Source organism: Candidatus Nomurabacteria bacterium, assembly GCA_023898425.1.
Taxonomy (GTDB): domain Bacteria; phylum Patescibacteriota; class Patescibacteriia; order 2-12-FULL-60-25; family 2-12-FULL-60-25; genus HK-STAS-PATE-2.
In genome coordinates, this window is sequence record CP060222.1 from 274837 (window position 1) to 299489 (window position 24653).

Annotated in this window: 30 protein-coding genes and 1 pseudogene; 23 read left to right on the forward strand and 8 right to left on the reverse strand. The window is 44.3% G+C overall.

Annotated features, from left to right (window positions below; genetic code table 11):
• Positions 1 to 5 precede the first annotated feature (5 nt).
• A complete protein-coding gene (locus H6759_01590; GenBank protein USN52744.1) occupies positions 6 to 1049 on the forward strand; it encodes an AI-2E family transporter in 1044 nt (347 codons plus the stop codon).
• Positions 1050 to 1079: 30 nt separating this feature from the next.
• On the opposite strand, the gene H6759_01595 is transcribed toward H6759_01590, so the two are convergent.
• Positions 1080 to 2309, reverse strand: coding sequence for a DUF3298 and DUF4163 domain-containing protein (locus H6759_01595; protein ID USN52745.1), 1230 nt, complete (start codon positions 2307 to 2309; stop codon positions 1080 to 1082).
• A 12-nt stretch (positions 2310 to 2321) separates the two neighbouring features.
• Positions 2322 to 2618, reverse strand: coding sequence for a Smr/MutS family protein (locus H6759_01600; GenBank protein ID USN52746.1), 297 nt, complete (start codon positions 2616 to 2618; stop codon positions 2322 to 2324).
• A gap of 22 nt (positions 2619 to 2640) precedes the next feature.
• Between H6759_01600 and H6759_01605 the strand changes: the two genes are divergently transcribed.
• The 5 genes from H6759_01605 (at position 2641) to H6759_01625 (ending at position 6445) form a co-directional block, all read left to right on the forward strand.
• A complete protein-coding gene (locus H6759_01605) occupies positions 2641 to 3222 on the forward strand; it encodes a thermonuclease family protein (GenBank protein ID USN52747.1) in 582 nt (193 codons plus the stop codon).
• Positions 3223 to 3224: 2 nt separating this feature from the next.
• Complete coding sequence (locus H6759_01610) at positions 3225 to 3683, forward strand: vitamin K epoxide reductase family protein (GenBank protein ID USN52748.1); 459 nt, start codon at positions 3225 to 3227, stop codon at positions 3681 to 3683.
• Positions 3684 to 3728: 45 nt separating this feature from the next.
• A complete protein-coding gene (locus H6759_01615; GenBank protein ID USN52749.1) occupies positions 3729 to 4571 on the forward strand; it encodes an HAD-IB family phosphatase in 843 nt (280 codons plus the stop codon).
• A gap of 67 nt (positions 4572 to 4638) precedes the next feature.
• The gene (locus H6759_01620; protein ID USN52750.1) at positions 4639 to 6144 is read left to right on the forward strand and encodes a leucyl aminopeptidase; all 1506 of its coding nucleotides are present in this window, start codon (positions 4639 to 4641) and stop codon (positions 6142 to 6144) included.
• Positions 6145 to 6196: 52 nt separating this feature from the next.
• Positions 6197 to 6445, forward strand: a complete 249-nt coding sequence (locus tag H6759_01625; protein ID USN52751.1) for a glutathione S-transferase N-terminal domain-containing protein — start codon at positions 6197 to 6199, stop codon at positions 6443 to 6445.
• Positions 6446 to 6493: 48 nt separating this feature from the next.
• On the opposite strand, the gene H6759_01630 is transcribed toward H6759_01625, so the two are convergent.
• Positions 6494 to 6958, reverse strand: coding sequence for a hypothetical protein (locus H6759_01630; protein ID USN52752.1), 465 nt, complete (start codon positions 6956 to 6958; stop codon positions 6494 to 6496).
• Positions 6959 to 7047: 89 nt separating this feature from the next.
• Between H6759_01630 and H6759_01635 the strand changes: the two genes are divergently transcribed.
• Positions 7048 to 8004 (forward strand): hypothetical protein, encoded by a 957-nt coding sequence (locus tag H6759_01635; GenBank protein USN52753.1) that lies wholly within the window; start codon positions 7048 to 7050, stop codon positions 8002 to 8004.
• A 53-nt stretch (positions 8005 to 8057) separates the two neighbouring features.
• Here the strand turns inward: H6759_01635 and H6759_01640 are convergent, their stop codons facing one another.
• Genes H6759_01640 through H6759_01660 form a run of 5 tightly spaced genes read right to left on the reverse strand, consistent with a single transcriptional unit; the run spans position 8058 to position 11482 of the window.
• Positions 8058 to 9056, reverse strand: coding sequence for a hypothetical protein (locus H6759_01640; protein ID USN52754.1), 999 nt, complete (start codon positions 9054 to 9056; stop codon positions 8058 to 8060).
• Entirely contained in the window at positions 9032 to 9889 is an 858-nt protein-coding gene (era, locus tag H6759_01645; GenBank protein USN52755.1) for a GTPase Era, read from the reverse strand. The genes H6759_01640 and era overlap by 25 nt, the downstream gene beginning before the upstream one ends.
• Positions 9890 to 9898: 9 nt before the next feature.
• Positions 9899 to 10609, reverse strand: coding sequence for a class I SAM-dependent RNA methyltransferase (locus tag H6759_01650; protein USN52756.1), 711 nt, complete (start codon positions 10607 to 10609; stop codon positions 9899 to 9901).
• The gene (locus H6759_01655; GenBank protein ID USN52757.1) at positions 10557 to 11243 is read right to left on the reverse strand and encodes a class I SAM-dependent RNA methyltransferase; all 687 of its coding nucleotides are present in this window, start codon (positions 11241 to 11243) and stop codon (positions 10557 to 10559) included. Before H6759_01655 ends, H6759_01650 begins: the two co-directional genes overlap by 53 nt.
• Positions 11244 to 11281: 38 nt before the next feature.
• Complete coding sequence (locus H6759_01660) at positions 11282 to 11482, reverse strand: hypothetical protein (GenBank protein USN52758.1); 201 nt, start codon at positions 11480 to 11482, stop codon at positions 11282 to 11284.
• A gap of 71 nt (positions 11483 to 11553) precedes the next feature.
• Here H6759_01660 and H6759_01665 point away from each other — a divergent pair, with 71 nt between their 5' ends.
• The 16 genes and pseudogenes from H6759_01665 to H6759_01740 all read left to right on the forward strand — a co-directional run bounded on the left by H6759_01665 (position 11554) and on the right by H6759_01740 (position 24650).
• Positions 11554 to 13125 (forward strand): hypothetical protein, encoded by a 1572-nt coding sequence (locus tag H6759_01665; GenBank protein ID USN52759.1) that lies wholly within the window; start codon positions 11554 to 11556, stop codon positions 13123 to 13125.
• A 368-nt stretch (positions 13126 to 13493) separates the two neighbouring features.
• Positions 13494 to 13646 carry a hypothetical protein gene (locus tag H6759_01670; protein USN52760.1) on the forward strand — a complete coding sequence of 51 codons (153 nt, stop codon included), beginning with the start codon at positions 13494 to 13496 and terminating at the stop codon, positions 13644 to 13646.
• A pseudogene (locus H6759_01675) lies at positions 13631 to 13951 on the forward strand (TrmH family RNA methyltransferase). Before H6759_01670 ends, H6759_01675 begins: the two are co-directional and overlap by 16 nt.
• A gap of 55 nt (positions 13952 to 14006) precedes the next feature.
• Positions 14007 to 14903 carry a glycosyltransferase gene (locus H6759_01680; protein USN53026.1) on the forward strand — a complete coding sequence of 299 codons (897 nt, stop codon included), beginning with the start codon at positions 14007 to 14009 and terminating at the stop codon, positions 14901 to 14903.
• Positions 14813 to 15010 (forward strand): hypothetical protein, encoded by a 198-nt coding sequence (locus tag H6759_01685; protein USN52761.1) that lies wholly within the window; start codon positions 14813 to 14815, stop codon positions 15008 to 15010. The genes H6759_01680 and H6759_01685 overlap by 91 nt, the downstream gene beginning before the upstream one ends.
• Positions 15011 to 15022: 12 nt before the next feature.
• The gene (locus H6759_01690) at positions 15023 to 16060 is read left to right on the forward strand and encodes a hypothetical protein (GenBank protein ID USN52762.1); all 1038 of its coding nucleotides are present in this window, start codon (positions 15023 to 15025) and stop codon (positions 16058 to 16060) included.
• The gene (locus tag H6759_01695) at positions 16045 to 16647 is read left to right on the forward strand and encodes a hypothetical protein (protein ID USN52763.1); all 603 of its coding nucleotides are present in this window, start codon (positions 16045 to 16047) and stop codon (positions 16645 to 16647) included. The genes H6759_01690 and H6759_01695 overlap by 16 nt, the downstream gene beginning before the upstream one ends.
• Before the next feature lie 36 nt (positions 16648 to 16683).
• Positions 16684 to 17133: a hypothetical protein gene (locus H6759_01700; GenBank protein USN52764.1), complete on the forward strand. Its 450-nt coding sequence runs from the start codon at positions 16684 to 16686 to the stop codon at positions 17131 to 17133.
• Between the two features lie 75 nt (positions 17134 to 17208).
• Entirely contained in the window at positions 17209 to 19008 is a 1800-nt protein-coding gene (lepA, locus tag H6759_01705; GenBank protein USN52765.1) for an elongation factor 4, read from the forward strand.
• A 271-nt stretch (positions 19009 to 19279) separates the two neighbouring features.
• On the forward strand, positions 19280 to 19435 hold the full coding sequence (locus tag H6759_01710; protein USN52766.1) for a hypothetical protein: 156 nt from the start codon (positions 19280 to 19282) through the stop codon (positions 19433 to 19435).
• A 108-nt stretch (positions 19436 to 19543) separates the two neighbouring features.
• Positions 19544 to 20167 (forward strand): hypothetical protein, encoded by a 624-nt coding sequence (locus H6759_01715; protein ID USN52767.1) that lies wholly within the window; start codon positions 19544 to 19546, stop codon positions 20165 to 20167.
• A gap of 76 nt (positions 20168 to 20243) precedes the next feature.
• A complete protein-coding gene (gene recJ / locus H6759_01720) occupies positions 20244 to 21968 on the forward strand; it encodes a single-stranded-DNA-specific exonuclease RecJ (protein USN52768.1) in 1725 nt (574 codons plus the stop codon).
• A complete protein-coding gene (locus H6759_01725) occupies positions 21959 to 22399 on the forward strand; it encodes a ribonuclease HI family protein (protein ID USN52769.1) in 441 nt (146 codons plus the stop codon). Before recJ ends, H6759_01725 begins: the two co-directional genes overlap by 10 nt.
• Positions 22400 to 22423: 24 nt before the next feature.
• Entirely contained in the window at positions 22424 to 23494 is a 1071-nt protein-coding gene (gene pilM / locus H6759_01730; protein USN52770.1) for a type IV pilus assembly protein PilM, read from the forward strand.
• Positions 23491 to 24291, forward strand: coding sequence for a hypothetical protein (locus H6759_01735; protein USN52771.1), 801 nt, complete (start codon positions 23491 to 23493; stop codon positions 24289 to 24291). The genes pilM and H6759_01735 overlap by 4 nt, the downstream gene beginning before the upstream one ends.
• Entirely contained in the window at positions 24273 to 24650 is a 378-nt protein-coding gene (locus tag H6759_01740) for a response regulator (protein ID USN52772.1), read from the forward strand. The genes H6759_01735 and H6759_01740 overlap by 19 nt, the downstream gene beginning before the upstream one ends.
• Positions 24651 to 24653: the final 3 nt, after the last annotated feature.

A 24653-nucleotide genomic window follows, 5' to 3' on the forward strand; every position in this document is an offset into this window, starting at 1 on the left:
TCACTATGGTAACTCAACAAATGCAGACAAATTTTTTTCTTGTCTTGCTCGCTATTGCGATGATCGTCGCCGCTTTTGTCTACGCGCCTTTTGCGCAAGTATTAGCGATGGCGGCTATAACGTCCGTAATGTTGTCACAGTTTTATAAGAATGCCTTAAAGCTTTTTAAAGGCCACGAAAATATCGCTGCCCTAACAACGACCTTGGTATTATTAACCATGATCGTTGTACCGGTGTTACTTATCGGTGGTCAGGTCGCAGAAGAGACGGCAAGTCTGTACAAAGCTATTAGTCTTCAGCAAGATACGTTTTTTACCCAACTTGAAAAGTCGGTAAACGAGTTTGCGTCGGTGGCATTGCCAGGTATTCAATTCAATATTAATGACACCGTTAAGCAGGTGCTTGCTTTTGTAAGTTCAAGACTTGGGAGTATTTTTTCTGGTATCGTGGCTGTCATTGGTGGAATTTTTCTTTGGTTGATCGCGACATTCTATCTTCTAAAGGATGGCGGGCGCTTTGCTGATAAGATCATTAAATTAAGTCCGCTAAGAGATGACTATGATCAGGTGATTTTTCATCGCATGTCGATGGCTATTCATTCTGTTGTAAAAGGGCAATTGCTCGTAGCCTCGATTCAGGGCGCGATGACAGGTTTGGGTTTTGCTGTGCTGGGTGTCCCGTCACCTGCATTATGGGGCGTTGTTGCAGCATTTAGCGCATTGATCCCAGGACTTGGAACAAGCTTAGTATTGATCCCAGGTATAATTTATCTATTTGCTACCGGACAGCCTATCCAGGCCACGATTTTGAGTATGTGGGGTGTATTTGCTGTTGGTGTTATCGATAATCTTCTTGGTCCTACCTTGGTTGGTAAAGGCGCCGATATTCATCCGCTTCTTATACTCTTTGCGGTTCTTGGTGGTTTTGTCTTTTATGGACCGCTTGGATTTATCCTCGGACCATTAACGATAAGTTTCTTAATCGCGCTCTTTGATATTTATCGTTACGTCATCCTCAAAGAAAAAATACACGTGACACATCTTAAGTAACAAAAAAGAAGCTCTAAAGCTTCTTTTTTGTTAGCGAGTATAGCTCGCAAGCGGACCATCTTGTCTGATCATTTCTTTCATATCACTATACGGAATCTCGGTTTCAAATTGACCGGCGGCATAGGCGGCGATTTCGTAGGCGGTGTGGTAGATAACGATACCTTTTTCTGTGAGATAAAAGTTTGAATCATTACCATAGAGCTCTACTTGCTTATCAGCAGGATAGGTAGGAAGCGCTAAGAACTCTCTAAACTGTGCATTTGTCTCTTCGTAGAGATAGCCACCCTCTTCATCAGAGAGAAGGATCTGGCGTTCTTTTGCCAAGAGCGCTTGAAGCTTGTCAGGTGCAATAATATCCTTGAGTAAAAGCGTATGGCCTGTTTTTGGATCAATTGTAAGGCCTGCAAGAGAAGGGTTGCCGTGAGCGCCACCGGTGTACTCGTAGCCATCAAAACGGAGACTGATGATGTCTTCGGTATCTAGTGTTACCCAACCTGCTGCATCTAAGCTATAGGCGAGCGACGGTATCTCTTCTGGGCCTAGTTCATTTACGAGCGCTTGGATTTCTCCTACGCAGGCTGCGACATATTCGGAGGCGCGTTGTTCAATGGAGCTTATTGCTGTTGTTGTGTCTAGGTAGCCAACAGACGCCCTTTCGATAGCTGCATTAATTACACGAGCGTTTGGTTCGCTTTCTACCAAGAGGGGATAGGCACTTTGATAAAAACAGACTTCGTTATTTGTTGTTGCATCTGTATGAGTGACATGCGCTTTTTCTACGGTCCATCGGTGCGCCATGGTTATCGTCTGTAGTTCAAGGTTTTGTGGTTTACCGGTCGCATCAGCAATCCAGGTTGCTTGGGCAGTATCACTCTCTGTCATTGGCCAAAAAATAGTGAGCTTACCTAAGAGGTTCTCGCTATTTTCATAAGCCGTGAGAATGGTTGATGTGACGGAGTTTTTTTCTGCAGAGAATGTGCCGAGTTTTGCTTGACCATCAATAACAAACGAAAATTCGCCATACGTATCCCAAGGGAGACGCATGAGCTTTATTTGAGCAGAAAATCCTTCCTGATCACCAGAAAGAGCGATAAACCCAGAAGAAGGAATGGTCGGCGGCATTTCTCTAGGTGTTTCGGTTACCGTGGTTGTAATAGGTTCAACAGTAGTTTTTATTGATAAAAACGCTGGCCATCGACAGCCGGCACCTGCAAGCGCAAGCACGGTTGCGCATGATACGAGAACAGAGAGTTTTTTCATAAAGTGTGGTTATTATGAGTATAGAGCGATCACAATAATGGCGCCAGTTGAGTTTGTATACGCTGTAGCAGGGCGCCACGCTGCAATAAGCGGATGAGGTTTTTGAAGAAAATGTGTTATTCCTGTAAAAAGCGCTCCGGTTCCATGACCGCAAATCACTCGTATTGCGGATGTTTTTCGTCCGGATTCACGTCCGATAAAGTCTTCGAGTTCTTTTATTGCCATATGGACACTCAAGCCATGGATATCTAACTCGGGCACATCACCGATTTCGGCAGCGAATAATTGAGCATGGATATCTTGGTTCATAAAGGGATGGTATCATGTTGTCATGACAAAAAAGCAAATGAAACAACTTGGCGTATTGATAGCAACCGTTCTCATTGTTATTTGGCAACAATACAAAGGCACAGCGACGGATGCTGTGACATATGAATCGGATCCAACGCCGATCGCAACAACGACAAAAGCTGTTGTTGAAACAAATGCATTCGCCGTGAGAGTTGTTGATGGGGATACGATAGAAGCTCGATTTGATGATAATGAAGAATCGGTAAAAATCCGTTTACTCGGAGTAAATACCCCAGAATCGGTTGACCCACGTCGTGGGGTTGAATGCTTTGGAAAAATCGCAAGCCAATTTACAAAGGATAAGCTGGAAGGAAAGCGTATTCGGTTAGATGAAGATCCACAAGCGGATAATATTGATAAGTATCAACGGTTATTGCGTAATATTGTGCTTGAAGACGGCACGGATTTTAACTTGCTTCTTGTTGAACAGGGTTTTGCTTACGCGTATTTGGACTTTCCATTAAACAAACAACGCAAAGCGCAATTGGCGGAGGCAGAAAAACAAGCCCGCGAAGAAGGTAGGGGTCTCTGGTCGACTTCGACATGCTCTGGTACAAAGTAGCTATGACAAGACTTAAACTCGCTTGGCCACAATGGAAGACCGCGCTTTTTATGATCACAAGCCTTATTGGTTTGGGCATCTCTTCTTATTTGCTAGTGAAGTATCTCTCGGGTGCTTCGGTGGCATGCGGACTTGGATCCGGCTGCGATGTTGTGCGCTTATCCGAATATGCTTGGGTATGGGGTGTGATTCCGCGCCCACTTTTAGGAATGGTATTTTATATTGGGATGATTGTTTTAGCGATGTTGCGCATTAGTTGGGATAAGCATGATCGTTTTTATCTCGATGAGATTATCTTGCTCGGTACCGTGGTTGGGGTTGTTGAATCTGGATGGCTTTTTTATATTCAGGCTGAGGTGATTGGTGCTTTTTGTGTTTGGTGTTTGGGTTCGGGTATTGCTACGGTCGTGATGTTTTTATTAGCGCTTGTACCCTTTCCTTCATTGACAAAACGCCCTTAAAAGGCTACAGATGAACGAGCTCATTTCACCTAAAGGAGGTGGTTCGTGACTGATCATCAAACGAATACGCAGGTCGTGGTCGCCTTTTTTGATATTGACGGCACCCTATACCGAGATAATTTTTCCGCGGTGTTGATGGAATATCTACACATAAAAGAAAAGATAGATCCTGTTCATTATCAAGGTCTCGAAAACGCCTTCAGTATGTGGCGTGCCAGAAAAGGTACTTACGATGAAGTAAACAATGAACTTATCAAGTCTATCAACAATGGACTTGAGGGAGTGTTGTTATCTGATGTGATTACCGCAAGCAAGTATGTCGCCACACAAGGGCTGGAACGTCCATATAAGTTTACGCATGCGTTGCTTGAAGCTCTAAAAATACTTCAACCACGACCGTTGCTGATTGCTATCAGTGGTTCGCCGCTTTGTGTTGTTGAACCATACGCTCAAGCCCTTGGTTTTGATGAAGTCTATGCAACCGAATTTGAGGTTGATGATGGCCGTATCAGAGGCGGTTTTGAGCGAGCAGCCTCCCCGTACCATAGCAAGGGTCTGGTTTGCCAGGGTATTGCGTCAAAACACGGTTTTGAACGCATAGGGGAGTGTATTCGAGGAGCGATTGCCGTAGGTGATGCAAGGGCCGATGAGCGTATGCTCTCCGTTGTTGAATTTCCGCTTGCATTTAATCCAAATGCTGAGCTTATGGCTTTGTGCCGTCGTCAAGGAATGCCGGCTATCATTGAGCGCAAAGATGTTATTCTTGCATTAATGACACATTGGCCAGACGAACTTGGCGCATTTGAAGAGGTGCCAATTGATGATATCTTGCCAAGAGATTTGGCAAACCTATTGCAACAGTCCCTTCCAGGGATCTTTGCACATTAAATAGTAGAGGCAAGCGCACTACGGTGTGACTTGCCTTTTTTCTTACCTGTTTCTAAGGTCTCTATCTATGCAATTACGTGTCCGCTCAGCAACGTTAGAGAACATTACCTCGGATCTTCTTATTTTGCCCGTCTGGAAAGGGTTAAAACAGCAACCCGAATTACAAGAGCTGCAAAAACTCTGGGATGGACATCTCAATGATTGGTTAGAGCATATTCGTTTTGAAGGTAATAAGCGCGAAATGGTCGTGGTTCCTTGTTTTGGTAAGCTTGCTACTCATCAAGTGCTTCTAGTCGGGCTTGGTGATCGTAAACTTATAACAAATGACGATCTGCGACTTATTGGTGGTGCGATCTATAAAAAAGCAAAAGAGCTCAATGCGAAGCAGGTTTCCTTGGTGAGTGAGCCTTTATTGCAGCGTTTTAGCGCCAAAGAAACGAGCGGTGATTTAATGGAGGGTTGGTATGGAGCAACCTATACGTTTCATGCTTATCAAAAAGAGGCAAAACAAAAAGCTGCAGAAAAAGCTGTGCAAGAGCTACTATGGATTGCTCATGGCTCAACAAATATAAAGGCGATAGAAAAAGGTGCCTTAGAGGCAAAAGCGCTTTTTGATGGTGTGCATTTATCACGGGATCTTGTTAATACGATTGCGCATGAGATGACACCTCAAAAACTTGTAGAAGTAGCTCAAAAAATGGCTGATGCATCAGCTCGACTCTCGCTCACTATTCTTGATCAAAAAGAAATGGAGAAGAAGGGGATGGGGGCTGCTCTTGCCGTTGCTCGAGGTTCGGTACATAAGCCCGCTGTCGTTCATTTGGTTTATAAACCAAAAAAGAAAGCAAAAAAGCGAATCGCTATTGTTGGCAAGGCTGTTACCTTTGATACGGGAGGATTATCACTTAAACCTAGCGACGGCATGGTAACAATGAAAATGGATATGGCAGGTGCTGCTGCGGTTCTCGGGGTTTTTCAGATACTCCCTTCGCTTAATATTGATGTCGAAGTTCATGGTATTTTTATTGCTGTCGAAAATGCGATTTCAGCACAAGCTTATCGACCAGGGGATGTGGTAACAGCAATGGATGGAACAACCATAGATATACAAAATACGGATGCAGAAGGTCGTGTTGTATTAGCAGACGCCCTTTTATATGCACGCGAGCAAGAACCGCAAGCCATTGTTGATCTCGCTACCTTAACGGGCGCTTGTATTGTCGCCTTAGGAGAGGAGATCGCTGGTGTTATGGGTACCGACGCACGACTTATCGAACGCTTGAAAAAAGCTTCAGTGCTATCGGGAGAAGATATTTGGGAGTTACCCTTGCCTGAAAAATATGCCGATCACGTAAAGTCTAAAATCGCGAATATAAAAAATGTTGGAGCAAAGGGTCAAGCTGGTGCAATCGCCGGTGGACTTTTCTTAAAGCGTTTTGTTGGAAAGACGCCGTGGGCGCATCTTGATATTGCAGGGCCTGCATGGACGGATCGTGAGTCACGTCCTGATCAGACGTATGGCGCAACAGGCTTTGGTGTGCGTTTAATCACGAGATATCTACAGGGTTTATAAGTGAGAGATAATAAGTGTGCTATAATGATAGTATTAGAATAATTGCACATTTATGGTTACTATCTACTCCACTCCAACTTGCCCTTACTGCAAACTCGCAAAAGATCACCTCAAAGATAAAGGTGTCGAGTTTGAAAACGTCGATGTATCAGCAGATTCTGCTAAAGCACAAGAGATGGTTAAACTCTCAGGTCAAATGGGTGTTCCGGTTATCGTGATTAACGGTCAAGTGATCGTTGGCTGGAATAAAACCGCTATTGACGAAGCATTAGCAACCGAGCCGCTAGCAAAGGCAGCGTAAAACAAAGACAAAAGGAGACGAGTTCGTCTCCTTTTTTGTTTGCTGAATTTAGTTCATGGCGAGCACCTGTTTAATGCCTGAGTATATGGCGGCTTGTCGCTCATCAGAAAGCAGTAGTTTTTGCGCGTCTGTTTCGAAAGTAGCTAGTTGTTTTGACATGCGCAATTGCTTGCTTGCTAGCATGTCATAGATCAGGCCACCTGGCGAACAGCTAATAGGTATAAGTAAAAGTGATGAAATCGGTTTTTCTTGATCGTATAGGATATCCTGTATCAGGATAGTGCCTGCAACGACATCAATATCATACTCACAATAAAGAACGTACAGAGAAGCAATATACTCAAAAAGTGCTATTTTGACTGATTCGCAACGCAGGTGTTCTTCAGCGGGCGATTCGCTTTTAACGAGAGATTGTGTTTTTTCTAGTTGCAATAGCCTTGTATAGCTAGCTTCTAGTTTCTTCGCTTCTCGTAAGCAAAGTACAGTATTTAGTAGCGATTGTTTGGCATGCATCCCAGGCCTCCTTGGTATACGAATTAGCATTAAAATATCATTTTGTCAATGTTTGACAGGTGTATGCAAATGCACGATCATTTTGTGCGATGAATATGAAAAACGGTTCAAAAATTGCGTCGCTTGGCGCTATTGCGTGCTCTTTAGCACTGCTCGGTCTTGGTTGTGATAAAGCGCCTAGTTTTTTGCAACAAAAGCAAGATAAGCCAACACTGACTGAAACAGTAGAGGCAGCAAAAGCCGTTGAGTTTATCCCTGGTGATAGTTTTACGATCCGCCAAACATTTATGGGTGTAGGAGGATTTCTTGGTAATCTCGCGTCATTTAAAGACGGAGAAAGAGAAGTGACGATTACACGTTTTGCTCCTGGTCATGCAGCAAATCTCGATTGGAGCTTAAAAGCCGTTCGTGAGAAAGCAGACTCAATCAAGGCTCGTAATGAGTACGAGGCAGCGATGAAAGACGGTAAGGCAACAGGTTTGCCGCCTAGACCAGAATTTGAAGACATTGTCACAACGGGTACGGTAAAGAATATTTCACTGGATGCATCACATGGCGCCTTCTTTCCAAATTATTGGTCAACGGAACCATTAGATTTAGTAGGAGAAAAATCAGGTCTTTGGTTATCTAACGATGCTTTTCAAGAGCTTTCACGAACGCGCCATACCGTCTTAAACTTTGGTGTATTTGATGAGTCAGCGCAAAAAGCAGCGCAAGGCATTGATGATGTAAAAGATGCATACAAGGCACTACGACAGCAAGCTGATAGCGAGGGTGCTAAACGAGATCTTACGTTGCTCGAAGCAGAAGAAACAACCTCAGACTATACGATCCGTGTAAATGGTGAAGAAAAAGTCGTCTCTGTTATTAAGGCAAAAAACTGGTTTGGTGAAATCATTGTTTTAAACAATGCACAAAATCCTTTGATCTTAAAAGCAAGTCTTAGTCCGCTTAAGAGTGGTGTTGCAGATATTGCTTCTGGTACGGACGCGTTCTTGGATAAATTCTTTGGTTACGAGATCACTGACATCACGATTAAGCGCTAGTAGTAAGTAGTGGTAACTAATACCTCCTGATATTTGATCAGGAGGTATTTACTTTAGGCCTTTATAAACGAACAGAGATTTGGATTGAGCACATGAAAATATACTTGATCGCGCAATGTTCTTAGCTCGATAATTCGTTGTTGTGCATCATGCAATTCTGTAAAGTCATACGTATGATCGCTGTCCGGTCCGTTTACGGATGTAGGAATATCAATATGAAATATACTATGCGGCCATTCTAGGGGGTACTGTTTAAAATGGTCTCGGTAAGTACGCGCTTCGCGTTTAAAGGCTGACTCAGTATCACGGTAGAGTGCATTAAAATGAAGCCAGGCTTCGCGGAGTTTTTCTTCTAAGAATTCGGCAGCGTTTTCTGCCAAGGGTCCACATTGTGGGGTTTTTGATGAAAGCAAGGCAACCAGTGACTCAACCTGTTCAAGATCTGGGTTCATGATGGCGGTAAACTCAAGCTGGGTATCTGCGGGCTGTTTTTCTAATGTGTTGTGCCATTTTTTTGCTAGTTCTAGACATTCTCTTTCACTGGCACGTCCATGAGAGCTCCAGCTACCAGAGCGAATCAGGGCACGTAGCTCGCTTATCGCTGACGGATCTTGTTTTTGTTTTGCGCGTTCTAGATCATCAAGAAGCGTAGGTTCCCATGCCCAAATATTATGATTAAAGATCTCTAATGGTCTGCCAGCTGTTTGTTCTTTTGCTGAGGGATATATATTTTTTGGTAAGGATAGCGTGATGCTTTCTTGCAAAGGTGCTTGACCCACGCGTTGACGCAGAGATTGAGCGTGTTTACGGATTTCTTCAGCGGTTCTTATTTTGCCGTCTTCAACGTAAGTACCAACAGTAAAAGCCTCATTTCCCGTAGGTTCAAGATAAGCAATAAGATGTTCGACTCCCGGGATATGCTCAATATTTTTTACGGTATCAATACGAAACGCGCCGCTTCTTTCTTCGGCTCGTTTTGTATATGCGTTGCTACTGCCCAAAGGTGCGCGTTCTCCCATACGATGAATTACATTTGAAATTTCGTCGGCCATTTTTCATCAACGTCTACATGGAGCGCGAGATGGACTTTTTCGTTGGTGGCACCTTCGAGTTCTTTGCGTGCATCAATGCCGATTTGCTTAATCATTTTTGCGCCACTACCGATAATCATTTTTTTGTAGCGCTCTTCTGTTGTCCAAATCGTTGCTTCAATCACTTTTTGACCACGTTCGTTGGTATCAATGTCAGTAACTTCTACGTGTACAGAGTAGGGGAGTTCTTTTTCTAGCCGGAGGAACGTTTTTTCTCGAATGAGTTCTTGGAGCCAATCTTTGTGGCTCATATCCGTCATTTGCATTTCTGGATAGTAGGGGACGCCTTCTGGCAAAAGATCAAAGATAAGATCAATAAGGGTATTGAGGTCTTTATGTTTTAGCGCAGATAGTTCTACGGTTGCTTCTTGGCCAACATCAATGGTCCGCATTTGATCGTAAAAAGGTCGATCTTCTGGAGCAAGATCGGATTTGTTTACGATCAAGATAACGGGCACAGCGGCTTTGCGTACGAGTCGTTGGATGTTTTCTTCTTCTTCGCCAGGTTCGCGAGTTGGATCAACGACATAAAGGAGCACGTCGATGCCTTCGAGGTGTTCTTGTACGGACGCGTTAAGCTTTTTTGAAAGCGTGTCTTTTTTACCAAGAAAAATACCTGGGGTATCAACAAACACGATTTGACCACGTTGATCGTGTAAAACGCCGCGCACAGGACGACGTGTCGTTTGTGGTTTAGGCGTCACAATAGCGACCTTGCTATGTATAAGCGCGTTTAAAAGGGAGGACTTACCCACATTGGAGCGTCCGGCGAGTACCACAAATCCTGATTTCATAGATGTATTTTACTTCTTTTTTAGCTTTACGACCAGTTCAACGTGAGGAGTATGCGGAAACAAATCAAAGGCAACGATCTTTTCGATCTCGTAGACTTCTTTGAACTTGGTAAGTTCTCCCATGAGTCGATGATAATTGCAAGAAACGTAAACAATATGTTGGGGCTTTTGCTCAAGAACCATGTTTAATGCACGAGGATGCAGTCCCGCTCGAGGAGGATCAAGAATGACACATTCTGGCTGCTCATGACTCCAGTCAAAGTCTTCTACGGGACCTGCTCCAAAATCCGTGAGTTCACTTACGTTATTTAGGATGGCATTTTCTTTTGCAAGCTCAATAGCTGCTGCATCGATCTCGTGTCCGTAGGCAGAGATGCTTTTTTTTGCGAGAGCAATCGCAAAGAAGCCAAGTCCACAATAGAGATCGAGGACACGTTTTGGTTTTACCTGGTCTATGTGATGGATAACGGCATTCTGAAGTACTCCAGCCATCGCCGTATTTGTTTGAAAAAACGAATTTGGATGGATCTTATATCGAAGATCGTTAATCGCTTCAAAGTGAAAGGGTTGGCCATGCAGCGCCTCTATCGTCGCAACATAAGAAAGATCGGTGACGAGTGGATTTTCGCCAAGCAATACAGATGTCGCAAGTGGAGCGAGCGCATCTTTAATCTTTTTCTCTTTGTTCTGCAGAGATCGTGGTGAGATCTTTGACGACAAGCATGACTAAACGTTCGTTAGTGTTTTTTCCAAGACGAATTACAACATAGCGCATGTCGCCCGTTTCATGCTTTGCATCCCAAGGTTTGAGATGGAGTTCTTTCATTAAGTTACGTACTGCTTGGAGAATTTTTGGTGACTCTTTGTCTAGCAATAAGCACTCATTGATATCGATGTAGCGATTCCACGAACCGTATTCTTTAAGACCAATTTCGTTTTTCCAGCCAATCGCATAATCCATGCGATTACGAAAATACAACGTGTCTTGTGAAGGGGTGATGGTATTAACGCGTTCAGTATGGCCTGCTTTTTCAAGTGCTTTGTTTACCATGCTGTGCTTTAAACGTAATTGAGCATCGTACGAAAGTTGTTGCCAGAGGCATCCGCCACAGGTACCAGCATGAGCGCAAGGAGCCTCAACTCGATCGGCTGAAGGTTTTGTAATGGTCTCGATTTTTCCGATCCAGTTACCTTTGTCACGTTTAATAAACGCAGCATCAACTTCATCTGCAGGAAATGCAAAAGGAATCACAACGGATTTGTCCGGTGTGCCAGGTCGTTTTACGGTATAGCGTCCACGTCCTTTATCGTCGACATCTTCGATAGTGCCTTGCAGGCGGTCGCCGAATTTCATGCCTACATTTGGCCATGTATTAGCAATAAAAGCAAGCCTTAACCTTTGGTTAGATCGTCTAGCTGACCTCTTAGCTCGGCGAGATGTTTCTCTTCGATAAGTCCATCAGACTTTTGCAAAAGTTCGTGGCACTTTTTTCTCGTTTCATCGAGTGTAGATTTGATGCTCATAAGCTCGGCGATCTTTGTTTTTAAGTCTAGCAATAACTCGTCTTGTTGTGCGCTGCTGCTTAAATCCATATTATTGTATGATTATTGTGGCTAGGTTATACTTTTTATGATTATATAATACACTAACAAAAATGTCTTCTATGTCAGGATCAACGGAGCGCGGTGGTAATGCGCCAGAACAATTGCCAGCACCAGCGTTTGAGAGTGCAGAGGAAAAACAAATTCAAACTGCAGAAAGTTCGTTTAAAGCTACAGGAACTACTTTGAATGAGTTGCAAGGTATTGATTCGGCAGATCTTCCACCTGACGCAGCCGCAGAATTAAGTAAATTGCAGGCTGAAGCACAGGGCGCTATGGCTGCGTATGAGGCTAAGCTTGCCGAGGTAAAGGCTGCTCAAGCTAAGTTAGTTGAGCAGACAACGCCAGCAGAATCGCAAGCCGAGAAGTCGGTTGATACTACTTCCTCCGAAACTCCTAAAGCAGAAGCTGTTTCTGTAGAGGGATCTACAGAAGCTCCAGTTGATTCAGTTATAGCCGAGGAGTCGCCAGCAATAGCTCCTGAGGCCGCGGTAGAACAAAGTCCAAATCAGCCGGCGGTGAATAAAGCTCTCGATACTTTTGGAGAACGGTTTACTGATGAGTCTCTTAAATCTGTAGCAGGAGATGAAAACGTCTCTGCAAAATTTGGTGCATTTATTGAATCGCTAAAAACATTGCCAGATGCTTCTCTCGTTGGTTTGCTTAAAGGCGCTGATAGCAACTTAGAATATACGCAAGAAGATGTGACTGCGCTAAGATCGAGTATGATCAAGGCAGCAGAGGCTGGGCGCAGTCGTCTTGAAGCGATACAGAATCCACCTGAGGTTAGTGAGGATGTGGCAACAGAAGAAGTTGAGTCCATAGAGACACCAGTAGAGACTAATGCCTCAGAAGATGATAAGGCTTTAGAAGAAGCAAAAACAGTAAAACTAAATATTGAATTAGTTCAACTGAGCAGTGCTTATAATAGAACTACTAAAGGCGAATATACCACCGAAGCCGATAATGAAAAATTCTTGAAAATCATAAAAGAAAGTTCTCCAGAGGCAAAAGCAGTCTTTATCGCTGAGAAAACATCCGATACTGCATTAGACGATGTACTTAATCAGTTTTTCGATAAAGACGGAAACCCATTTCCTCAAAAAAGTGGTCTTGATCAACTCAATAAAACACGACAGTTAATAGGCGCGGAACCGCTCACGGAAGAGGATTTCGCTCAGGCCAAGCGTGATGCTGTGATGTCTCGTATTGAAAATTTCATGGATTCGAGTGAATCAATGTATGATAGGAGATTGCAGCAAGTGGGTACTTTGGGTTTTTCGGAAGAGCAAAAAGAAGAAGTCGTTAATAAAATGAAAACAAAAGCTCTAGAGATGATAAACTTCGATCTAATTAACCAATTAGAAAGATTTGGTCGTCAATTATACGATTATAAGTATTCGCCTGTACCAAGAAAGGATTTGATTGACTCGTCTACAAGGAATTTGAAGAAATATTTTTCAGATAAATTGGCTTTTGCATCTAAGTTAGATGGTTCAGGAGCTGGGCTTCAAGAAACATTTAACAATTGGGCTAACGGTAGTGATCTCCAAGAAATGTACAAAAATGATACAGAGACGATTGCCAGAGTTCAGAAATTCAGGAAGCAGGTTATTGATGCTATTACTAATTAAAATCCCCACCTCTCGGACGAAAGAGGTGGGGCGGAGAGTGTGTGTCGAGATGGAACGGCTAGACGCACACGAGATTCAGAGGAGACAGATGGCAGGCGCTTGACCCGCTCGCTTCATCTCCGACTTGCTGTAGAACAGAGAGCGCCCGTAGCCCCGAGCGTAGTCTCTGTTGAGGGTGTCCTGCATCGGCAGGCCGTTTGCGGCATCACGCACTCCTTGATCGAAGGAATTACTGATACCTTGAGAAAAATGGACTCGTTCGTCCATAGCTGCCTTTCTGCTCCGATCAGTTGGTCACGGAACTGCCGAGAATATAGCAAAATCTTCAGATATTGTCAATATAATACAAATCCGCTAGGCTCCGGCTCATGCGAGAACTCCATCTTATCGCTCACGATATTCGATCCTGCGAAAATATCGGTGCCCTGTTTAGAACAGCGGATGCGCTTGGTGTTCACAAGATTTGGCTTACTGGCTATACGCCGGCACCGCCTGATCCAAAAATTCAAAGACGGCATTAGGCGCAGAGAATGCCGTTGCCTTCGAAAAGCACGAAGATATTGAGCTCGTACTAAAGCAGCTCGAGAACGAAGGTTTTACCTTGGTGGGATTAGAGCTTGGTGCAGAATCGGTAGACATACGTTCGTATGCACCACCAGACAAAATCGCGCTTTTACTCGGGACAGAAACAACGGGTATTCCGCCGTCTTTGATTGAACGTTGTGATCATCTCATTCAGATTCCAATGCATGGCGTTAAAGAATCCATGAATGTAACCATAGCGGCAGCCATCGCTAGTTATGCTATTCTTAATCACAACGTATGAAATTAAGCATCGTAATCCCTGTCAAAAATGAGGAGCAAAATTACCAGAGCAGCTTATTTCGTTAAAACAACAAACGATCTTTTCAGATTGCGAATGTATTGTTGCAGATGCGTTTTCGACGGACCGTACACGCGAGATAGCGCTTTCTTTAGGTGCGCGCGTGGTTGATGGTGGTATGCCTGGTCCGGGACGCAATCGTGGTGCTGCCGTGGCAACGGGTGAATGGATCTTATTTATGGACGCTGATGCACGACCTTCGTCAGATGAATGGTTGGAGGACTGTCTTCGTGAATTAGAACAACAACAACTTGATATAGCAACATGCGATTTAAAACCACGTTCTCATACGTTGATGAATCGTGTGTATCATCATGTCTATAAATTTTTTACGCGCGCAACGGCACCTTTTGTTCCTCATGCTCCGGGGAGTTGTATTTTTGTGAAACGTGAGGCTTTTGAAGTAAGTAAAGGCTTTGATGAGACGGTGATCTTTGCGGAAGATATGGAATTTGTGCAGCGTCTCGCCAAGCACGGCTATTGTTTTGGAGTGCTTGATGCAGGCCCTGTTCTCGTATCGGTTCGTCGTTTAGAAAAAGATGGTCATTGGACCACGGCTTATCGCTATGTGATAACAGAGCTCTACATGCGATGTAAAGGACCTGTGCGCAAGCCATTGTTTGATTATAAATTCTCGCATTTTTGGATACGAAGAAAAAATAGCTATGTCACGACTTATCCCGCTCGGCGCGCTGAGCTCATGGAAACAGGGAGAAACAAAAACACTGTCGCTTTATCCTGGTGCAAAGGGATTGCTATTCGTAAAGGTGATCAGATTTTGCGTATCGAAATACGTGTACGCATATGGGTGGACCATTGCAATCATGTGGTGATGATCGTTTTCGCTGTGAGTGGCATTTTGCTGAGTTTAATGCACTTACGGGTGAGGCATTAGTAGGGCAAGCGCCTCCAGGGAGCTTTCTCGCTAAGGTAGAAACGGTTTTAAAGGATGATGGAATTGTGTATGCAAAGGTAGATCTACCGATTGATCCATTTGCCTGATAGAATGCCGCTATGATCCAGTGGATAAAGAAATTGTGGAACAAAGAATCGGGTGGACTTACGGCAGCGGCTATTATTATTGGTGTTTCGTCAGCTGGCTCACGTATCTTGGGTGTTGTTCGTGATCGTGTGCTTGCCTCGACGTTTGGTGCGGGGTATGACCTCGACGTCTATTATGCTGCTTTTCGATTGCCGGATACGGTTTATACCTTGCTCATCATTGGTGCATTATCTGCGGGTTTTATCCCGGTCTTTTCTGAGACGATAGAAAAAAATGGCAAAGAGCAGGCAAAGAAACTTGTTTCGCAACTACTCGTTATTGTTGGTGTGCTTTTGTTGATAGCGGCGGTGGGTATTTATTTTAGTGCTCCTTTTGTTCTGCCGCTCGTGTTTCCTGCCTTTAAGGGTGAGCAGATGTTACGATTGATCTTTTTAACGAGAGTCATGGCATTGTCACCGTTCTTGCTTGGATTATCCTCGGTTGCGGGTGGTGTACTTCAGGTAACAAAACGCTATATCGCTTTTGCACTAGCGCCGATGCTTTACAATGTGGGGATTATTGTAGCGGCGGTATTTTTTGGCAATCGTTTTGGTATTCAGGCGGTGGCTTGGGGAGTAATCGCTGGTGCACTTGCTCATGCGATTATTCAGCTAGGTACCATTTACTCGATGGGTTTTGTTGGGATCGAGCGCTTTCGTGGGCATGCTATAGGGCTAAAGCAGATTTTGCGTTTGATGGGTCCGCGTATTTTGGGTCTTGGTGTTTCGCAATTTAGTCTAACGGCGCTCCTTTCGCTCGCGGCATTTACGGGAACAGGTTCGGTGAGTGCTTTGCAATTTGCGACAAACTTACAAAGCTTTCCTCTGGGTGTTTTTGGATTGTCATTGGCGATGGCAGCATTCCCGTTGCTTTCAAAATCTTATGCAAAAGAAGATTTTCAGCAATTTCGTCAAACCTTTTCATCAGCTACACGACAAATCTTTTTACTTATTGCCGTCAACTGGCCATCTTCTTTTTTCTACGCGCTCAAATTGTGCGTCTCATTTTAGGACAGGGGAGATTTGATTGGACGGATACTATTCTTACAGCAGATATTCTTGGTTATCTTGCTTTTGCATTGGTCGCTCAAGCACTCATTCCGTTATTTACGAGAGCGTTTTACTCGATGCAAAATACCTGGTTACCATTTTTCGTGAGTCTTTTTGGAGAGCTCTTTATCGTTTTAACCGCCTGGTCTTTTAGAGACTCTCTCGGCGTGACGGGTATCGCGATAGCTATCGCTGTAGGTTCGTGGTTACAACTTGCCATCCATGCGTTTCTTTTGCGACGCACCTTTGGTCATTATGCAAAGGGTGATTCATTTGTGTCAGCTTATAAAACGACAGTGGCAACCATCGCATTTTGTGTTGCAGGGTTTCCGGTACGTGAGTATTTAGGTACGGTCTTTCCTTTGCGTACGGTTTGGCAGCTCGCATTACAAGCGGGAGGGACCCTACTCGCCGGTGGATTAGCCTTTTTGATTGTTGCAAGCCTTGTTAAATCAGAAGAGCTTGCTGGACTTATCGAAACCATCAAACGCAGGCTTTGGAAACGTGTCACAACCAAGAACCTTGACGAAGAAGGTATTTTGTTATAAAAGTAAGCACCCTTTTACATCTTTCGGAGGTGACTCATGGATAAGCGTATCTGGCTAAAACAGCATGAATGGGAGCCTTTTAGTGATAAAGACGGCAAAGCAAGACGTATCTGCAAAGCGTGCAGAGTTGTAGATCGTATCGTTGGTGTGAGAGGCATCGTTACCTGGCCTTGCGTGCAGATAAGCGAGGCTTGGACGTATGAGGATTTCGTCAACATTCTCCACCTTTGCCAAGTAAATGAGCGTTATATTTCGCTCATTAAGCTTTACCCAAAGAGCTCGTCTGGAAAAACAGATGCGGGTCCCTACCGTGTAGGTATTCAAATCCCAAGCAAATATGGCCTCGAGCTTTATCCTTCGCTTGAACCTTCGCTTAGCAAAGGTATAGCTTTTAATCGGTTTTTTCATTGGCTTGTCTCTATTGAATTCAATCTACAAAAAGACCCTGAATTTAATGAGCTCTTGCGCCAAAAGGCTTATCGATGAAAAAACATCAGCATCTTATGAAACGTCTGCCCTCGTGTGGACGTTTTTTGCTTTATCACGTAGGATCCGCATCAAATGGAACAGTCTAGAATTCGCAATTTTTGTATTATTGCGCATATTGATCACGGCAAGTCGACCCTCTCGGATCGACTCCTTGAGGTTACCGGTACCATCGAAAAACGTAAGATGAAGGACCAGGCTCTTGATACCATGGATATTGAGCGAGAACGCGGTATCACCATCAAATTACAGCCGGCGCGCATGCGTTATACAGCAAAAGACGGTGTTGAATATGAGCTCAATCTTATTGATACTCCAGGTCACGTAGATTTTACTTATGAAGTTTCTCGCTCACTTGCGGCTGTTGAAGGCGCGATTCTTCTTGTTGATGCAACACAGGGCGTGCAAGCACAAACTATTGCGAATCTTTATCTCGCTCTCGAGCAAGATCTCGTGATTATTCCTGTGCTCAACAAAATTGATTTACCAAATGCTGATGTTGAGAAACGTTCTAATGAGCTCATGCAACTTATTGGTTGCAAGCGTGAAGAAATTCTTACCGCTTCGGGCAAAACAGGCGAAGGCGTCCCAACCATTCTCGAAGAAGTGATTAGACAGGTTCCGTCACCAAAAGGAGATCGTGACAAGCCTTTTCGTGCCGTGATCTTTGATTCTAAATACGACGACTATCAAGGTGTCGTTGCTTTTGTACGTTGCGTTGATGGAGTACTCAAGAAAACAGACAAGGTACATTTTATCGCCACTGACGGTGATGGCGAAGCGCTTGAACTTGGTTATATGAAGCCCGAAAAAACCATCTCTGGCATCATGGAGGCGGGGGATATCGGCTATCTTGTTACAGGTCTTAAAGAGATCGGCTATGTGCGTGTTGGTGATACGATCACTACTCCAAAATCTGGCGCCGAACCATTGCCTGGGTATAAAGAAGTCCATCCAATGGTGTACGCGGGTATCTTTCCAGAAGAAGGTAATGAATATGAGCGTTTGCGTGATGCGATGTTAAAGCTCAAGCTCAATGATGCAGCGCTAGTCTTTGAACCAGAACATTCAAAAGCGCTTGGCTTTGGTTTTCGTGCGGGTATGCTTGGAATGTTGCATCTCGAGATTGTGCAAGAGCGCTTGTCACGTGAGTTTAATATGGATGTTGTGATCACCACGCCATCGGTAGGTTACGAGGTTACAAGAACAGACGGAACAGAAATCCTCGTAAAATCGCCAGCAGAATTTTTAGACCGTTCTCGTATTGCAGAAACGCGTGAACCTTGGGTCAAAGTCGATATTCTTTGTCCAAAAGACTATATCGGCAATGTGATGTCGCTTGTTCAAGATCGACGCGGTATTTATATGAATACCCAATATCTCGATGTGACTCGCGCTTTGCTTTCCTATGAAATGCCTCTTGCTTCGGTGATTGTAGATTTTCACGACAAGCTTAAAGGCGTTACAGCGGGCTACGCTTCAATGAACTATGAGTTCAAAGAATATCGCCCTTCAGAAATTGTTCGTCTTGATATTCATGTTGCTGAAGAACCGTCAGAAGCACTCGCGACACTTCTTCACGAGAGTGAAGCCTATCGTCGAGGCAAAGAAATTGTTGAAGTATTAAAAGAAGAATTACCACGTGCGCAATTTGCGATTAAACTTCAAGCCTGCATTGGCGCAAAGATTATTGCCTCAGAACGCATCGCGCCTTATCGTAAAGATGTGACGGGATATTTATATGGCGGTGACGTTACACGTAAAATGAAATTGCTTGAAAAACAAAAGAAGGGTAAAAAGCGCATGCTTGAACATAGTAAAGGCTCGGTAGAGATTCCGCCGGATACCTTTATCAAAGTGTTACGTAGAGGGTAAAATAGTTTTATACACAATGCCTATGAATACAAAAAATCTTCAAAACCGTCGCCGCCTCGCTATGAAAATCTTTGCAGGCTTTGTTGCCTTTATTACCGTTCTCATGATGGTGGCTCCGTTTACGATGTTTTAATCGATTGACGTTTTCTCCAAAAAGTGGCACTTTAGAAGTGCTGTTTTTTGTCTCAAAAAAACAAAGGAGGTAAAAATGATCAGTGAAATTGGTTCTGGAGAAGTGAAGGAGATGTAAGTCTTATGGAAGACCGTTAACATGGGTATCCATCAAGAGCCACAGCCATCTGAAGAGCTGAGCCTACGAGCCCAGCTTGCCCAGAGCGCTGCCGGTGCTGCGCTTGCGCAGTACAACGAAGACCTTCGCGAGCTCAACAGGCTTGCCGAAGGAGCTGACGAAGATGAAGAAGACTAGCGGATGCCATTGGCGTCCCGACCTACTGCAACCCCGCCATTTGGTGGGGTATTTGCGTATTTGGGGCATTTATCTGTATAGTCGGTTTTGTCTTGAACATTGGAGGGTATGGTGAGCGCAAGTCTACAAAATGATCCGATGATCGATCCAAGATTCTTTACCTTCTTGGATTTGGTAAAACAGTTGAGACAAAAACAGGTGGCGCTTTTTTCTGCTGAGCTTACGCTCTTTGCAGACCCAAACCGAAACGATTTGCCGACAGAAGCTCTTGATGAGCTAAAGTATCATGACGATGAGTTTATCGAAGCTGTAAACATGGTTTGCAAGGCTTTGGAGAGCTTTTTTCGTGAGTGGCGCGAATGCGATCCTTCGCGCTTTGATAAGCTGAAAAATAGTTATGAATACGCGAATAAGCGGTTGCGTGATGTCGCTGATAGTGCGCTTGCGCGAATTAATGCGGCTACTGCTCAATATTTACACCAGGGTTTGGTAGCATTTGCAAATGAAGACGTCGAAGCAAGCGAAGACCAGCTCAATACCTTCTATCATGAGGTATCAGCGCTTTCGTTTTATGGCGACAGCATTCGTAAAACACTCGATGCTTTTCGTGCATTGCCAGAGTTACCATTTCAGCTAGGTGCTCTAAGCTACCAGGCATCGATTACAGCCATGATCATTGTTATTGTTGTATGTCTCGGAATCAGCCAATTTCCTACCATTCTTGGCTTGTGATGAGCTACCTTCTTGATACACCTCCTTCTGGAGGTGTTTTGTTTACAAGCGTTTACGCGTCTAGCACTATGGGTCCATGACAAAACGCTGGCAATTGGCAGAACCTTGCACCGAAGATCTCGCAAAAATATTTCAGATTGCACAGATTCCCGCTACGCTTTTATGGAATCGTGGCATTCGTACCGCCGAAGAAGCGCAACAGTTTCTCTCGCCTTCGTTTGAGGAGCATCTCCATCATCCAAGTGTATTTCGTGATGCCGTTACCGCGGTTGAGCGTGTTTTTACGGCACTAAAAAACGGTGAGCGTATTACCGTGCATGGTGACTATGATGCAGACGGTGTTACTGGCTCGACGTTGATATTGACGGTTTTATATCAAATCGCTGATCGGATGCAGGTGTCTCGTGATTTGATTGATTATTATATCCCGCATCGTGACAAAGAGGGCTATGGACTACAAATGGGTACGGTGCCTAAGCTTGTTGATCGTGGTACGTCACTTCTAATCACGGTTGATTGTGGTATTTCTTGTGTAGCAGAAATTGCACATGCAAAAGAGCAGGGGATTGATACGATTGTTTTAGATCATCACCAATTTGGTGATGCTTTACCGGATGGCTTGCTCATTCATCCGGGTTTACCAAACGAAACCTACCCCTTTAAGGATCTTGCTGCTGTGGGGGTTTCGTATAAATTTGCCTTATTATTGATTGATGAAGCTCGTAAACAAGGGCTAGAGATTGTCGAAGGATGGGAAAAGTGGTTATTGGATTTGGTCGCGATTGCAACGGTTACCGACATGGTACCACTTCATGGAGAAAATCGTGTTCTCGAGACATTCGGCTTGCGTGTTTTAAATAAGACGCGTCGACCTGGATTTTTAGCGCTCTTTGAATCTGCTGGCTTGCAACAAGGTGCAATCACTTCAGAATCAGTGGGTTTTGCGATTGGTCCGCGTATTAATGCAGCGGGACGTATGGATCATGCTGAACTTGCCTTAAAGCTTTTACTTGCCGAGTCATTAGAAGAGGCAAAGATTTATGCAAAAGAACTAGAACGATGCAATCGCTTACGACAAGAGACAACGCGTCGCATGATGGATGAGGCCGATAAAATGGTGGATACGTCGAAAGAAATAATTGTTCTATCGTCACCCGATTGGTCGCCAGCGCTTGTTGGTCTTGTCGCTGGACGGTACTTAGAGTCTACCGGTAAACCTGTTATTGCTATTGGTAAACACGGTGATCAGTGGATTGGCTCAGGTCGTTCACCTTCACATTACGATATTACGGTAGCCGTAAGAGAAGCTGGCGAAGGACTTTTGACGCGCTCAGGTGGTCATGTACAGGCTTGTGGCTTTGCACTACATAGCAATGAGAATGTTCCGCTCTTTGCGCAAAAGCTCTACGAGCATGCAGCAGCAAATTTAACAGAAGAAGATGTGCGACCGATCCTTAATATTGATATGGAGCTTGATTTATCGAGTGTCACGATGCCGCTCATTGAGGCGGTCAATGCCCTTGAGCCATTTGGTATGGGCAATGCTGTTCCGGTATTTATGACAAAAAAATGCCTCGTTGTTTCTGCGGACGCTATTGGTCAAAAGAAAGACGTTTTGCGTATGCAGCTGCAAGATCAAAGCGGAGCAACACGAAAAGGGATTGGCTTTCGGCTTGGCACGCGCGTTGCGGAGTTCACTCCCGGTTCGTGGGTGGATGTGGCATACTCTTTGTCAGCCAATGAGTGGAATGGCCGAGTAACAGCCGAGCTTAGAATCATTGACGTAAAACTATGCAATTAATTGTCAGAACAGATGGGGGAGCACGTGGTAACCCTGGTCCAGCAGGATTTGGTGCGGTTATCGAAGACGCAAACGGAAAGGTTCTCGAAGAGCACGCCGTTTTTCTTGGACGCAAAACCAATAATCAAGCCGAATACGCAGGAGCGATTTTTGCTTTGCGGCGTGCGGGCGAGCTTGGCGCTACTGAGGTAACGCTCTATTCCGATAGTGAGCTTATGATTAAGCAGGCGAATGGTGAATACAAGGTAAAACATCCTAATGTTGTGCCGTTATTTCAGGATTTGTTTCGTGCAGAGCGGGTGATTGGTAAAGTAAAATATATTCATGTACGTCGCGAACAAAATAAACATGCCGACGCCCTTTCGAACAAAGCCATGGACGAAGGGATGGGAATCGTAAAACCTGCAGCTGTGGATGACGTGACCGGGTAATTTGTGGTAAAGTGAGACCCAACTATGGGTCTCTTTTCTTCTTCGCCGGCACAGACCGGATATCTCGGTATTGATATCGGCTATGGCGGTATTAAATTGGTCGAATTGAAGACCGAAAAAGGTCGTTCACGTCTTGTGACGTACTCATATGCAAACGTACCAATTGAAACATTAGAGCAGTCGCTTATTCACGATGTTCCAGGTACGGCCGAACTGATTAAGCAAATGGTAGCCAAAGCACGTGCAAGCTCGAAAAAAGTGATTGCCGCTTTGCCAATCTCTTCTGTTTTTTCTTCTGTTCTATCTGTGCCGACGGTAAACGAAAAAGAATTAAAAGAACTTGTCACCGCACAAGCGAAAAAACTTTTACCCTTGCCTATCGAAGAAGTATCACTTGATATTAAAGTGATTGATAAAACCGAGCCTAAAGAAGGTGAGGGTAAGCCAGCTACACGCGTACTTGTTACGGCAGCGCCGAAAACGGTCGTTGCAAAGTATATCGAGATCTTTAAACAAACAGGCCTTGAGCTTATCTCATTAGAGACCGAGGCTTTTGCAGAGATCCGCTCACTTGTTGGCAAAGACCGTTCAACCATGATGCTTATTGATATTGGCGCTTTGCGTACCAATGTCTTGGTGGTAAAAAACGGCATTCCATTTATCACGCGTTCTATTGCAACGGGTGGTAATACGATCACGCAAACCATTGCACGTACACTTGGTATTGCTCCTGAGCAAGCCGAGAGCATGAAGCGTGATATTAAGTCGATGCAAACCTTTGCGCCAACGGGTGATCTTACGCCGATTTTGAGTGTGCTTGCAAAGCCGATTTTAGATGAGATCAAGTACATTATTGGTGAGTATCAAAAACAATCGCCAAATGATCGCATTGAAAAAATGATTTTGACGGGTGGTTCTTCGTTATTGCCGCGTTTGCCAGAATTTTTGACGCAACAACTCAATATCAATTGTTATTTGGGTAATCCTTGGGCTCGTATTATTTACCCACCAGAATTACGGCCGGTACTCGAAGAGCTGGGTCCACGTTTTGCTGTGACGGTAGGTTGCGCAATGCGAGATCAAGAAACGACATGAGGACAATCGATCGACGTATGTTGGGGCATATGCAATCTAATGGACTACTTGATACACAGTCCTATGCTCTTGTCGTTGATTTATTGCAACAAGGATGTACGCTCGAGCAAGCACTCCTTGGTACGCGGTTTATACAAAAATCAGAGTTTATCGATGGGTTAACTGCTGTCGGCGTTTCACCTGAAGAGTATGTCATGGGCGATCAACGTAAGGTTCCTGCCACGAAGTTACGTTCGCTTAATACAGAAATCGAAGAGCTATTGCGTACGGCGAATGATCGTGATGCGTATGAGATCGTATTTATCCCAACGCAACAGACGGTGCGTATTGTCTATGGTGAATCCCATGAGGTTACCGAATTACCAATGACTATTTACCCCGCGCTCGTAATGCGTTTACGTCGTTGGAGCAATAGACTAGGTTGGGAGGTAAGAGATTTTTCGACACATGCACATAATGGGATACGGTTGATTCGTGCACAAAAGCGTTCGGCGTCCCACCCAGTAGAGCAATCAGAGGCAATAAATGCGCTCAAAACAGGAGTGGCTGGTTTATATGTTTTTATCCAACCAGATGCATATATTTCAGAGCATTATCTCACAAAGTCTATTGATGGAAGAAATATCTTTCAGAAAACGGAGGATGACTTAAGTAGAGAAGATGCCTTGCATGAAGCGTTATTTGGCGGTACGGTCCTCGTCTCAGTCACAAGTGCTAAACCTGCCTGGTGGCAAGTACTGGATGATACGGATATTCCTGTTTATCTACATAATACGATATGGAAAAACCCCTCATAGCCTTGATCGAGGACGATCGTTTCTACGCTTCCATTGTGATATCGCACCTTGAGTCATTAGGATATCGCGTTTTTCATGAGACAAATGGAGAAGACGGCTTGCGAAAAATCAAAGAAAAACAACCGCAGCTTGTGCTACTAGATATTGGTTTGCCTGCCATGGATGGTTTTCAGGTCTTACAAGAAATCCGCGACGATAGCGATACATTTATGATCCCCGTCTTTATTGTAACGCGCTTATGTGATCGTGAAGATGTTGCTCGAGCATTTGCGCTTGGAGCAAATCAATACCTTGTAAAACAACAGCATCCCATTGATGATCTTGTTCATCATATCGAGAGACAGTTGGCTGTGGTATAATCT

What these genes read in the sequence shown, in the direction of transcription:
- H6759_01590 (USN52744.1), top strand. Translation starts at nt 6, where the DNA reads ATGGTAACTCAACAAATGCAGACAAATTTTTTTCTTGTCTTGCTCGCT.
- H6759_01595 (USN52745.1), bottom strand. Translation starts at nt 2,309, where the DNA reads ATGAAAAAACTCTCTGTTCTCGTATCATGCGCAACCGTGCTTGCGCTT.
- H6759_01600 (USN52746.1), bottom strand. Translation starts at nt 2,618, where the DNA reads ATGAACCAAGATATCCATGCTCAATTATTCGCTGCCGAAATCGGTGAT.
- H6759_01605 (USN52747.1), top strand. Translation starts at nt 2,641, where the DNA reads ATGACAAAAAAGCAAATGAAACAACTTGGCGTATTGATAGCAACCGTT.
- H6759_01610 (USN52748.1), top strand. Translation starts at nt 3,225, where the DNA reads ATGACAAGACTTAAACTCGCTTGGCCACAATGGAAGACCGCGCTTTTT.
- H6759_01620 (USN52750.1), top strand. Translation starts at nt 4,639, where the DNA reads ATGCAATTACGTGTCCGCTCAGCAACGTTAGAGAACATTACCTCGGAT.
- H6759_01625 (USN52751.1), top strand. Translation starts at nt 6,197, where the DNA reads ATGGTTACTATCTACTCCACTCCAACTTGCCCTTACTGCAAACTCGCA.
- H6759_01630 (USN52752.1), bottom strand. Translation starts at nt 6,958, where the DNA reads ATGCATGCCAAACAATCGCTACTAAATACTGTACTTTGCTTACGAGAA.
- H6759_01635 (USN52753.1), top strand. Translation starts at nt 7,048, where the DNA reads ATGAATATGAAAAACGGTTCAAAAATTGCGTCGCTTGGCGCTATTGCG.
- H6759_01640 (USN52754.1), bottom strand. Translation starts at nt 9,056, where the DNA reads ATGGCCGACGAAATTTCAAATGTAATTCATCGTATGGGAGAACGCGCA.
- era (USN52755.1), bottom strand. Translation starts at nt 9,889, where the DNA reads ATGAAATCAGGATTTGTGGTACTCGCCGGACGCTCCAATGTGGGTAAG.
- H6759_01655 (USN52757.1), bottom strand. Translation starts at nt 11,243, where the DNA reads ATGAAATTCGGCGACCGCCTGCAAGGCACTATCGAAGATGTCGACGAT.
- H6759_01660 (USN52758.1), bottom strand. Translation starts at nt 11,482, where the DNA reads ATGGATTTAAGCAGCAGCGCACAACAAGACGAGTTATTGCTAGACTTA.
- H6759_01665 (USN52759.1), top strand. Translation starts at nt 11,554, where the DNA reads ATGTCAGGATCAACGGAGCGCGGTGGTAATGCGCCAGAACAATTGCCA.
- H6759_01670 (USN52760.1), top strand. Translation starts at nt 13,494, where the DNA reads ATGCGAGAACTCCATCTTATCGCTCACGATATTCGATCCTGCGAAAAT.
- H6759_01685 (USN52761.1), top strand. Translation starts at nt 14,813, where the DNA reads ATGGGTGGACCATTGCAATCATGTGGTGATGATCGTTTTCGCTGTGAG.
- H6759_01690 (USN52762.1), top strand. Translation starts at nt 15,023, where the DNA reads ATGATCCAGTGGATAAAGAAATTGTGGAACAAAGAATCGGGTGGACTT.
- H6759_01700 (USN52764.1), top strand. Translation starts at nt 16,684, where the DNA reads ATGGATAAGCGTATCTGGCTAAAACAGCATGAATGGGAGCCTTTTAGT.
- lepA (USN52765.1), top strand. Translation starts at nt 17,209, where the DNA reads ATGGAACAGTCTAGAATTCGCAATTTTTGTATTATTGCGCATATTGAT.
- H6759_01710 (USN52766.1), top strand. Translation starts at nt 19,280, where the DNA reads ATGGGTATCCATCAAGAGCCACAGCCATCTGAAGAGCTGAGCCTACGA.
- H6759_01715 (USN52767.1), top strand. Translation starts at nt 19,544, where the DNA reads ATGGTGAGCGCAAGTCTACAAAATGATCCGATGATCGATCCAAGATTC.
- recJ (USN52768.1), top strand. Translation starts at nt 20,244, where the DNA reads ATGACAAAACGCTGGCAATTGGCAGAACCTTGCACCGAAGATCTCGCA.
- H6759_01725 (USN52769.1), top strand. Translation starts at nt 21,959, where the DNA reads ATGCAATTAATTGTCAGAACAGATGGGGGAGCACGTGGTAACCCTGGT.
- pilM (USN52770.1), top strand. Translation starts at nt 22,424, where the DNA reads ATGGGTCTCTTTTCTTCTTCGCCGGCACAGACCGGATATCTCGGTATT.
- H6759_01735 (USN52771.1), top strand. Translation starts at nt 23,491, where the DNA reads ATGAGGACAATCGATCGACGTATGTTGGGGCATATGCAATCTAATGGA.
- H6759_01740 (USN52772.1), top strand. Translation starts at nt 24,273, where the DNA reads ATGGAAAAACCCCTCATAGCCTTGATCGAGGACGATCGTTTCTACGCT.